The sequence below is a fragment of the Flavobacterium sp. PLA-DH12 genome (genome assembly GCF_059511845.1).
In genome coordinates this window covers 210,857-222,504 of record NZ_JCAMPD010000005.1, presented here as the reverse complement: position 1 = coordinate 222,504, position 11,648 = coordinate 210,857, and the positions used below count along the sequence as shown (strand labels likewise).

The window sequence follows — 11,648 nt, the reverse complement described above, 5'->3', positions numbered from 1 at the left end:
GAAGTAAATGATCATAAGTCACTTTAGAATTAAAATATATTAAATTGCTAATAACGAAAAAAATAGTATTTTGTGTACGTATATTTTAAAGTATGCGTAAATTTGCAATCCAATTTTTTAATAAATAATAATAGATTATGTATCATTCAAAAATAGCTGGTTTAGGATATTATGTTCCTTCCAATGTAGTGACTAACGATGATTTGTCTAAGATAATGGATACCAATGATGAATGGATTCAGGAAAGAACTGGAATTCAGGAAAGAAGACACATCATTCGTGGAGAAGACACTACGACTTCAATGGGAGTAAAAGCAGCTAAAATTGCAATAGAACGTTCTGGTGTTGCCAAAGAAGATATTGATTTTGTAGTTTTTGCTACATTAAGTCCAGATTATTATTTTCCAGGACCTGGAGTTTTGGTTCAAAGAGATTTAGGTTTAAGAACAGTTGGAGCATTAGATGTTAGAAATCAATGTTCTGGTTTTGTTTATGCATTATCTGTTGCAGATCAATATATTAAAACCGGAATGTACAAAAATATCTTGGTTATTGGTTCTGAGGTTCACTCTACAGGATTAGATATGACCACTCGCGGACGTGGAGTTTCTGTAATTTTTGGAGATGGAGCAGGAGCGGCAGTTTTAAGCCGTGAAGAAGATTTGACAAAAGGAATTTTATCTACGCATTTGCACTCTGAAGGAGAGCATGCAGAAGAATTGGCATTACAAGCACCAGGAATGGGAGCGCGTTGGGTAACAGATATTATTGCAGATAACGATCCGAATGATGAAAGTTATTATCCATATATGAACGGACAGTTTGTATTTAAAAACGCTGTAGTTCGTTTTGCAGAAGTAATCAATGAAGGATTAGAGGCTAATGGTCTTCAGGTTTCAGATATTGATATGCTGATTCCGCACCAGGCGAATTTGAGAATTTCTCAGTTCATTCAAAACAAATTCAAATTAACAGACGATCAAGTTCACAACAATATTCAGAAATACGGAAACACAACGGCGGCGTCTATTCCAATTGCTTTGACTGAGGCTTGGGAACAAGGAAAAATCAAATCTGGAGACACTGTAGTTTTAGCAGCTTTCGGAAGTGGATTTACTTGGGCAAGCGCTATTATTAAATGGTAAATTAATTCATCTTACATTATATTTAAAACCTGCTTCTTATTGGGAGCAGGTTTTTTTATACTTTAGTATTGAAAAATAAATTGCACAATTTTTGTTGTTCTTTGCAATAACAAAACCGAAGAAATTATTCTATTAAATGAAAAAAAATCAACTAGAAATAGCTTGTTTTAATTATGAATCGGCATTGATTGCTAAAGCAAGCGGTGCGGACAGAATTGAGCTATGTGAAAATATGAAACTTGGAGGAACTACTCCAAATTCTATTTTGGTAGTAAAAGTTCGTGAAAGCGTAAATATAAAAATGCATGTTATTATAAGACCTCGTGGAGGTGATTTTGTTTATTCGGATGAAGAACTTACCGAAATGAAACAAGATATTAAACAGTATAAAAAACTAGGTGTTGACGGTTTTGTTTTCGGAATTTTAAAAGAAAACGGAAAAGTTAATAAAAAGCAGAATAAAGAATTGGTGCATCTTGCACATCCTTTATCGTGTACTTTTCATCGTGCGTTTGATGTCGTTAAAAATCCTGAAAAAGCACTTGAAGATGTAATTGACTGTGGCTTCAAAACCATTTTGACTTCAGGTCAAGGTGTAAATGTAGAAGAAGGAATTTTGGCTTTAGAAAGGCTCCAGGAGTTGGCAGGAGATCAAATAGAAATTATGCCGGGAGGTGGTTTACGATCTTCAAATATAAAATTATTGCAAGAGAAATTAGATCTTACTTTTTATCATTCGTCTGCAATTACAGATAACTCAGAAACGGCAAATCCAGAAGAAATAAAAGAATTGCGTAACTTTTTATAGAACTAAAAATAAAAAAGTCTGGAGGTGGCAATCTCCAGACTTTTTCTACAAGAAATTATTTAAAATAGTATTAAAAAAATCTTCTTAGGTGAGATTAGAACATTCCGCCCCCGCCTTTATTAGTATTATCATCTCTTTGTTTACGCTGTAAATTTTTGATTTTTCCGCCTCCAAAGTTGTAAGTTAAACCAAAATAAACAGTTTGGCTTTCCCATTTAAACTGACCTGCTTGAGGATAAGGATTTAATGTGTCGAAAGCATATTTCATAGTATTGAAGACATCGTTGAAACGAACACTTAAATTCATTTTATTGTCTAGCAACGTATAACGCGTACCAATATCCATTTTGTACATTTCGTGGCTATTGTTCTGAAGCCCGTCAGTAGCGCCTCTATAGAATCCGAAAGCTAAGAAGCTTAAGCGTTTGTTTACTTTAAAATTAGAGTTCATACGTCCATTAAATGCGGCAACAGTAACGGTTTTATTTGTTGGTCCAATTTTATTTTCTTCTGGAATAAAGGCATATATAACTCCTGATTGATCAATGCTTGAAAAATCAATCGATGGCTGAATGTCCCACCATTTTGTAATTTTATAATTGAATGACATTTCAAATCCGTAGGCAGTATTATGATCAAAATTTGTATAACTCATAATTTGCTTTTGCTCACTTGGATCGTTAGGATCTGGATATAAAATTCTGCTGATTTGATCATTAATGCTTCTCACAAAAACACCCGCTGTAAAACTTCCTTTTTCAAGAGTTTTCGTATAATTTACTTCGACAGAGTTAGTAAATTGAGGCCTTAATTCTGGGTTTCCTATCGAAGTTACTAATGGAGTAGCAAACTCACGAATAGGTTTTGTCTGTTCTAAACTCGGACGGTCTACACGACGGCTGTAGCTTAATTGCAAAGTATTTTTCTCAGTCAAATTATAGGTCAAATATGCCGATGGATATAAAGTGATGTAATCATCATCAAACTTCTCTTTTCCATAATTTAAATTTGCCTGTACTTTGTAGCTTTCAAAACGTGCACCTAATTGATAGCTTAGCTTTTTAAATTTCTGTCCAAATGTTACATAAGCAGAATAAATATCTGTGTCATAAGTATAGTGAGACGTTTGATCTGCTACAGGAAGTAAAGGATTTCCGGTAATATAATCGTTTTCTGTTCTTGTGATTCTTGCTTCAGCTCCAGCTTCAAGCGTTGTTTTTTCGTTTAATGGATTAACGTAATCAATGTTTACAGTACTTAATTTTCTGGTTCCTTTTAAATAATCTTCATAGAAAACATTTCCAGCAGTATTGTCTGTTTTTGTCGTTTCCGTATCAAAAGAAGCATTTTGTGTTTCTTTATTATCACTATAATTTGCTTCAAAATCTAAAGTATGGCCTTCTTTTTTAAAGATGTGTTTGTAAGCTAAATTATAAGTTCCAACTCGGTCTGGTCCCCAATATTTTGATTTTTGTAAAATATTTGAAATATCAGAACCAGTTACATTATTGTAATCAATATTAGTATCTACATAACCTTTTCCGTCAGATTTGTTTTGGTTGGTATAAATAGATAAAGTGTTGTGATCATCAATTAGATAATCCATACCAATCTTGTATAAATAAGACTCATTATCATTCAAAACATCTATATTTTGAGTGATATCTTCATCAAATCTTTGGATAAAACCTTTATTATGGTATGTTCCAAAGTTTTGTCCCACGTTTCCAAAGAAGTTTACTTTCCCTGTTTTATAGTTCAGATCTAAAGACTGATTGTATTTTGCAGTTTCACCAAAAGTAATACCGCCACTGTAGCTTCCATTAAAACCTGTGTTAGCATTTTTATGCAAAATAATATTAATGATTCCAGACATTCCTTCTGGGTTATATTTTGCACTTGGATTAGTAATTAACTCAATTTTTTTAATTGAAGTCGACGGAATCTGTTTCAATAACTGAGCAGGGTCAATGTTTGTAGGGCGTCCGTCAATTAATACACGAACATTATCATTTCCGCGAAGCGAAAGTTTTCCGTCTTGATCCACATTTACAGAAGGAATATTATTCATAATATCAGATGCCGAAGCTCCTGCAGTTGTTAAGTCCTTTCCAACTGTAACTACTTTTCTGTCAATTTTTTGTTCGATAGTAGAGCGTTCGCTAACAATGTTAACACCTTTAAGCTGAGTTGCTTCTTCTTCTAAAGAAACATTTACAGTTGCATTTTTTTTGTTTTCGCTCAAAAGGATAGAACCGATATATTTTCTAAATCCAATGTATTGAATTTCGATCGTGTAACTTTTTAAAGCAATATTTTTAAATGAAAAGTCTCCGTTATCGTCTGTATTAACGCCTGAAACTACTTTTCCATTTTCTTTAAGCGAAACAGTGGCGTAAGAAATTGGTGCGTTGTTTGACTTTTCTGTAATTTTTCCAGAAATACTTCCAGCATTCTGGGCCTGTGCTGTTGCGATTATACCTAATAACGCAAACAGAAAGAGTTTTAATTTCATGATTTTTTACTGATTATTTTTGATTTGATTGATGATGATTTCGTTTTGTTAGCTTTTTCTTTTTTGTTTTTCCTGACTTCAAAAAAAAATTAAAGTCTCTATTAAGACTCTTTTACGGTTGATATGTTACAAGAAATTCTATAAAAAAGTATATTTTTTTTCTCATTGACTGTTTTGTAAGAGATTACGCTTTTGGTTTTTTGATAATTTTAATAATTAATAACTATATCTTTTTGTCAAATTGAAACTCTTTTCTTGAATTTAATATGTTTTTGATTTTCTCTAATTGATGAATAAGCAGTATCTTTGCTCACTTTAAAATAAGTTTACATGTCATTATCACAAATTCTTACACCTTCTATACAAAAAGCAATACAAGCATTATTTGATGTTACTGTTGATAAAATCGAGTTTCAAACTACTAGAAAAGAGTTTGAAGGAGATATTACGATGGTAATTTTCCCTTTGCTAAAAGTGATTAAAAGTAATCCGGCTGAATTGGGAAATAAAATTGGAAATTATCTAGTAGAAAATGTTTCTGAAGTTGCTCGCTTTAATGTAGTTTCTGGTTTCTTGAATATTGTGATTTCAGATAGTTATTATCTAGATTTCTTTAATGGAATAAAAGACCAAAAACAATTCGGTTTTGTAGCTCCAAATCCTGAAGAAAAGGCAGTTATGGTAGAATATTCTTCTCCAAATACCAACAAACCGTTACACTTAGGACACGTTCGTAATAATTTATTAGGATACTCTGTTGCAGAGATTTTAAAAGCTTCTGGTAAAAAAGTGTACAAAACTCAAATTATCAACGATAGAGGAATTCATATCTGTAAATCGATGCTGGCTTGGGAGAAATTCGGAAACGGAGAAACTCCTGAAACTTCTGGTTTAAAAGGGGATAAATTAGTTGGTAAATATTATGTAGAGTTTGATAAAGCTTACAAAGCCGAAATAAATGGTTTAATAGAAACTGGTAAAACAGAAGAAGAAGCTAAAAAACAAGCACCAATTATTATCGAAGCACAAGATATGCTGAAAAAATGGGAAGCTGGTGATGAAAAAGTAATTGAGCTTTGGAAAAAAATGAACGAATGGGTTTATGAAGGTTTCGCAACAACTTACACTAATCTTGGAGTTAATTTTGATAAATATTACTACGAAAGCAACACTTATCTTTTAGGAAAAGATGTTGTTCAGGTAGGTTTAGATAAAGGAGTTTTCGAAAAAGATCCAGACGGTTCTGTTTGGATTGATTTGACAGATGAAGGTCTTGACAGAAAAATTGTTTTACGTTCTGACGGAACAGCGGTTTACATGACACAGGATATCGGAACAGCCATTCAGCGTGTAAAAGATATGCCAGATGTGGGCGGGATGGTTTATACAGTTGGTAACGAACAAGATTATCATTTTAAAGTATTGTTCTTAATCCTTAAAAAATTAGGTTTTGACTGGGCTTCAAGTTTATATCATTTATCATACGGAATGGTAGATTTGCCATCTGGAAAAATGAAAAGCCGTGAAGGAACTGTTGTAGATGCTGATGATTTGATGCAGGACATGACCGATACAGCCAAACAAATCTCAGAAGACTTAGGAAAATTAGACAGCTATTCTGCCGAAGAAAAAGCAAAACTGTACAAAACAATTGGTTTAGGTGCCTTGAAATATTACATTTTAAAAGTAGATCCTAAAAAACGTATTTTGTTTAATCCAGAAGAATCTGTTGATTTTGCTGGAAATACTGGTCCTTTTATTCAATACACATACGCAAGAATTCAATCAATAATCCGTAAAGCCGATTTTGATTTCTCAAACAAAATCGAGATTGAAGAATTGCATGAAAAAGAAAAAGAATTGGTAAAACAAATTGAACTTTTCCCAGAAGTGATTCAGAACGCTGCTCAAAATCATAGTCCAGCGTTAATTGCCAACTACACTTATGATTTAGTAAAAGAATATAACTCTTTTTACCAGTCGGTGCATATTTTAGGAGAAGTTGATTTGACAAAAAAAATATTCAGAGTACAGCTTTCTCAAAAAGTTGCCGAAGTAATTAAATCTGCATTTCACTTATTGGGAATTGAAGTTCCAGAAAGAATGTAGGAAAAAAGATTAAACAGTTAACAGTGAAAAAAGCCAATAGTTTTAGACTATTGGCTTTTTTTATTACTTTTTTGGCTTTTAGGGGGTAAAAGTAAGAATATACTTCTTTAATTTTGCTCCTGTAGAAATGATTATAAAGATAGTTTGTTGCTTAAACTATGCTCGGTAATAGTATAGTTTTTTGTTTATGAGTTTTTTAAGATATTTTTCCTATTATTATTTTTAACTATTTTGGATTAGTAAGCTTTTAGAAAAAAGTGATAAAGGAATAAAAACCGTATAGATTTATAATCTATGCGGTTTTTTATTTTGTAAGTAAAATATTTCAATTTAATATGTTAATTAGTGATTAATTCTTGTTAAAATTATTTTAATTTTTTAAGTTCGCCACCTAATAACTCAAAATGAAAAATAATGAAACAAAAATTAAAAGGATTAATAGTGATTTTTTTTGTGTTTGCGTTGCAATTTACTTTTGCCCAACAGAAAAAAATTACAGGGACAGTTTCAGACAATACAGGAATCCCTTTGCCGGGTGTTAGTGTTTTGGTCAAGGGAACTAAATCAGGAGCTCAAACTGATTTTGATGGAAAATATGTGATTAATGCCAGCTCGGATCAAGTTTTGGTGTTTAGTTACATTGGGATGAAAACGCAGGAAGTAGCTGCAAGTTCTTCTATAATTAATGTAAAAATGGTGGATGCGGGTGCACAAGAACTTGAAGGGGTTGTTGTAACAGCCTTTGGTATTAAAAGAGAAAAAAAATCTCTCGGTTATGCTACAACTACTTTGAAATCGGATGCGCTTACTCAGGTTGTTAACACTAACCCATTTGAAACACTTTCTGGTAAAATTGCGGGAGTTGATATTACAGCTCCATCACAACCGGGAGCTGCTACAAAAGTGGTTATTCGTGGTTTAAATACGATTACTGGTAATTCAGGTCCTCTCTACATAGTTGATGGTACTCCTATAAACAATACCTCTACAGGTACTAGTAATAACGGAGTTGCATCTGTTAACAGATCTTATGATGCTGGAAATGGAGTGAGTGACTTAGACCCTAATAATATAGAAAGTATGACGGTACTAAAAGGAGCTGCTGCTTCTGCATTGTATGGATCACGAGCTGGTGGAGGTGTAATTATTATAACTACTAAAAAAGGAAAAGCGAATTCAGGGATTAAGGTTGACTTGTTAGCTTCAACAGAGCTAAGCGAAGTTGCACGAGTGTCCCATTTGCAAAATGAGTTCGGACAAGGATGGAGTGGAGCTGGATATACTGCTGGTGGACCTAGTAATGAAAATGGTTCTTGGGGGCCAAAATTTAATGGAGAAATCAGGCCATGGGGAACAGTTTATAATAATAGTCAACAAATTAAACCATATGTAGGTTTAAAGGATAATATTAGAGATTTTTATAATACAGGAATATTATCTACTCAATCTGCAAATATTAGTGGTGGTGGTGATGCTTCAGATTTCTCTTTAGTATTTTCAAATGTAAATAGTGATGGAGTAGTGCCAACAGATGTTGATTTGTATAAAAAGCAATCTTTAGGTTTTAATGGCGGATTAAAAGGAAAAAGAATTAGTTTAAAAACTTCATTAAACTATATCTATAAAGATCAAAGTGTTGTGAATTCTGGTCAGGGTGATAATGCAGGTCAAGGAACTACATTACAGCAGAATTTAATACAAATGCCTGTAGATATTAGTATAATTGATCTAAGGGATTATAAAAACAATATTTTTAATTCACCAAGCTATTTTTTTACTCCTTATGCTGCGAATCCATATTTTACAATTAATGAAAATAGTACAAAAATTTACGGTAACAATATTTTTGGGAATGTAAATTTAAGTTATAAAATAACAGATAAGTTAATAGCTACTTTTCAGATTGGTGGAAATTTAAGAGAGGAGAGATTAAAGAGTTACGGTGCAATTGTTGATTACCTGCCAGGAAGTGCTCAAGCTAAGGCTGGTGCTAGTAAAGTTGTGGGTGGAGTTACAGAAAGCAGATCGGAATATAGTGAATTTGATACATTTTTCAATCTTAACTACACTACAAATTTAAGTGAAAACTGGACATTGAATCTTTTAGGTGGTATAAATTACAATAAAAGAGAGTCTGATCGATTGGTTAATACTATTACGAATTTAGGAGTTCCAAACTATTATGAGCTTTCCAATTCTTCGATAATGCCTACAATTACTCAAACTAATACTTTAAGAAAGACGGGAGCAGTTTATGGATCGGCTGAGTTTGCTTTTAAAAATAGATACTTTGCAACTATTACAGGTAGAGAAGATATAACTTCTACCTTACCAATAGGAAACAATGCCTATTTTTATCCATCTTTATCATTAGGTGCTAATGTAATTGATACGGAGAATACATTTCTAAAACTAAGAGGAGCTATTTCTAAAATTGCAAATGATACCGATCCTTACAAGACAGCAAATTCTTACGTTTCTGGCGCAGCAGCAGCTTATTTTGGTAACATCCTATCTCCAATTGGCGGTGTAAGTTATTATGAAGCATCTGGTACACTTGGAAATTCAGAATTGAAGCCTGAAAGTACTGTTGAATATGAAGTTGGTGCAGAAGGATCATTTTTTAAAAACAGAATTAGCTACGATGTTGCTTTATATTACAAAAAAACTTCTGACTTAATAGTTAGTTCTCCGTTAGACCCTTCTACCGGTTTTTTAACTAAATCTGTTAATGCGGGAGATCTCGTAAATAAAGGTATAGAGTTTTCGCTTAGTGCAAGTCCTATTAAAAATAAAGACTTTACTTGGAGTTTAAATTACACATTTACTAAGAATCTTAATGAAGTAACAGAATTAAAAGGAGAACAGTCTTATGTTGATATCGCAACTGCATATGGAGTAACTTATAGAGCTGCTAAAGGACAGCCTATTGGCTCATATTATTCTTTAGTACCAAAAACGACCCCAACCGGTCAACCCATTGTAAGTGCAGCAACAGGTATTAATGTTGGAACTAGCGATGTGCAACTTATCGGAAATTCTCAACGAGATTTTGTTATGGGTTTACAAAATACATTTAAATATAAAAATTTCAATTTAGGTCTGTCGTTAGACTGGAAGCAGGGAGGAGAGTTTTATTCTTATACAAAAAGACTATCGCATTTTGTAGGGAACGGTATTGAAACGACTTATAATGACAGAAACCCATTTATAGTTCCTAACTCAGTTAATGAGATTGTAAACGCAACAACAGGTGCTGTAACATATGTAGAGAACACTACTCCGGTTGCTTGGGATAATATAAGTAATTACTATAATACGTCAAGTAATTTAGGTATCGAACAAACCCATGTTATAGATAAAACTTTTGTGAGATTGAGAGAGGTAAACTTGAATTATGACTTTCCTTCTGCAATTAGCAAAAGCATAGGATTAAATAAGATAACACTTGGTATTTATGCGAGAAACCTATTCATGTGGACTCCAGGAGATAATCCGTATGTTGATCCGGAAGTAAGTACTTACGGAAGCGGTGTGCTTTCAGATTTGGGAGAATTTGGGGCCAACCCATCACAAAGATCACTAGGTGGAGTTTTAAAATTATCATTCTAAAAAAGTATTTAAAAATGAAAAAAATAATAACATTAATAACAGCTGTTTTTTTATTGGTGTCATGTGATGAAACATTTGATATTAATAGAAATCCGGACACATTGGGTTCAGGGCAGGCAAATAGTACTATTTTCCCTGCTGGTATTACAGGGCTGGTAGGCGCACAAGGGTCATATTACGCCATAATTGGTGGTTTTTGGTCTCAATTTTGGACGCAAAATAATACTTCTAACCAGTATAAAACTATCGATCAATATAGTATAGGCACAAATGATTTTGGAGCTGCTTATACAGCAATGTATGATGCTTTAAATGATATTAGAGTTGTAAAAGCGCAAGCTGCTAAAGAAGGAAATACAAAATACTATTTAATGGCAACTATACTTGAGGTTGAAGGGTCTCAGGTATTAACAGACCTATATGATGCTATTCCATATAGTGAAGCTAATAATCCAAATATATTACAACCTAAGTTTAATAGTGGAAAAGAAACTTATGATTTAATGATTTCTGACTTGAAATTAGCTTTATCAAAAGATTTAAGCGCTTCCGTAGGAGATGGACCAGGAAATGATGATTTTCTTTTTAAAGGAGATATGACAAAATGGACAAAGTTTGGGAATACTTTATTGTTAAAACTTTACATGAGATTAACAAAAGTAGATCCAACATTAGCACAGTCTGGGATTACAAATTTAATTAATTCAGGTGCAACATTTTTAGATACTGATGATGCGGGAATGACTCAGTTTATTGATGCAGCTGATAGAAGTAACCCATTATACGAAACTGACAGAAGAAAATTAAACAGTACTTTAAATTTAAGAGCAAGTAAAACTTTATATTCTTATTTGCAAACTAATGCAGATCCGCGTTTGTCGAAATACTATGGAGCTGGAAATCCAAACAATCAGGGAGATTTCTTAAATACTGCTACTAATCTTTCGTTAGTTACGTTGAGTCCCACAACACCAGTATTCTTTATTAGTAAAGAAGAAAGTAATTTTCTACAGGCAGAAGCTCTTGTGAGATATTATGGAGGAGCAGGAGCAAAAGCTAAATATAATGCAGCTGTTACAGCAGCCATGGCAAGATTTGGAGCAACAGCAACTGCGTTTCTAACGGCTGGTGGGAAATATGAATTTCCAGCAGCGGGAGTAACTGCACAAATTGAGGCAATTATTACTCAAAAATGGATTGCCAGTTTTCCTGGCAATGGTTATGAATCATTTATAGAACAAAATAGAACTGGCTATCCAAAAATATCAGCTGTTCCTCAAACAAGTGATTCTTATGTTCCTGGGCAATTTGCTATTTCTGTAAACAATCAAACAGGTAATCTATTCCCAAAAAGAATTGTACTTCCTAGTACTGTAAGAAATAGAAATCCAAATGCACCAGCTTTAAAGTTAATTACTGACTCAGTTTGGTGGGATGTTAAATAATTAAAAAATAAACA

The 11,648-nt window shown here is 33.0% G+C and carries 6 protein-coding genes; 5 read left to right on the top strand and 1 reads right to left on the bottom strand.

Going from position 1 to position 11,648, the window contains the following annotated elements; genetic code table 11:
- Nucleotides 1–137: 137 nt before the first annotated feature.
- On the top strand, nucleotides 138–1,145 hold the full coding sequence (locus AC5ZCW_RS11855; RefSeq protein ID WP_008464493.1) for a 3-oxoacyl-ACP synthase III family protein: 1,008 nt from the start codon (nucleotides 138–140) through the stop codon (nucleotides 1,143–1,145).
- Between the two features lie 136 nt (nucleotides 1,146–1,281).
- Nucleotides 1,282–1,953: a copper homeostasis protein CutC gene (locus tag AC5ZCW_RS11850; protein WP_496120006.1), complete on the top strand. Its 672-nt coding sequence runs from the start codon at nucleotides 1,282–1,284 to the stop codon at nucleotides 1,951–1,953.
- 94 nt (nucleotides 1,954–2,047) lie between these two features.
- Here the strand turns inward: AC5ZCW_RS11850 and AC5ZCW_RS11845 are convergent, their stop codons facing one another.
- Nucleotides 2,048–4,468, bottom strand: a complete 2,421-nt coding sequence (locus AC5ZCW_RS11845; protein WP_496120004.1) for a TonB-dependent receptor — start codon at nucleotides 4,466–4,468, stop codon at nucleotides 2,048–2,050.
- Nucleotides 4,469–4,798: 330 nt separating this feature from the next.
- On the opposite strand from AC5ZCW_RS11845, the gene argS reads away from it, so the two are divergent.
- The 3 genes from argS to AC5ZCW_RS11830 all read left to right on the top strand — a co-directional run bounded on the left by argS (nucleotide 4,799) and on the right by AC5ZCW_RS11830 (nucleotide 11,634).
- Complete coding sequence (argS, locus tag AC5ZCW_RS11840) at nucleotides 4,799–6,577, top strand: arginine--tRNA ligase (protein ID WP_343544904.1); 1,779 nt, start codon at nucleotides 4,799–4,801, stop codon at nucleotides 6,575–6,577.
- A gap of 414 nt (nucleotides 6,578–6,991) precedes the next feature.
- Nucleotides 6,992–10,189 (top strand): SusC/RagA family TonB-linked outer membrane protein, encoded by a 3,198-nt coding sequence (locus AC5ZCW_RS11835; protein WP_496120002.1) that lies wholly within the window; start codon nucleotides 6,992–6,994, stop codon nucleotides 10,187–10,189.
- A 14-nt stretch (nucleotides 10,190–10,203) separates the two neighbouring features.
- The gene (locus tag AC5ZCW_RS11830; protein ID WP_496120000.1) at nucleotides 10,204–11,634 is read left to right on the top strand and encodes a SusD/RagB family nutrient-binding outer membrane lipoprotein; all 1,431 of its coding nucleotides are present in this window, start codon (nucleotides 10,204–10,206) and stop codon (nucleotides 11,632–11,634) included.
- Nucleotides 11,635–11,648 lie beyond the last annotated feature (14 nt).

Coding starts and splice junctions, on each gene's coding strand:
- AC5ZCW_RS11855 (WP_008464493.1), top strand. CDS start 138: ATGTATCATTCAAAAATAGCTGGTTTAGGATATTATGTTCCTTCCAAT.
- AC5ZCW_RS11850 (WP_496120006.1), top strand. CDS start 1,282: ATGAAAAAAAATCAACTAGAAATAGCTTGTTTTAATTATGAATCGGCA.
- AC5ZCW_RS11845 (WP_496120004.1), bottom strand. CDS start 4,468: ATGAAATTAAAACTCTTTCTGTTTGCGTTATTAGGTATAATCGCAACA.
- argS (WP_343544904.1), top strand. CDS start 4,799: ATGTCATTATCACAAATTCTTACACCTTCTATACAAAAAGCAATACAA.
- AC5ZCW_RS11835 (WP_496120002.1), top strand. CDS start 6,992: ATGAAACAAAAATTAAAAGGATTAATAGTGATTTTTTTTGTGTTTGCG.
- AC5ZCW_RS11830 (WP_496120000.1), top strand. CDS start 10,204: ATGAAAAAAATAATAACATTAATAACAGCTGTTTTTTTATTGGTGTCA.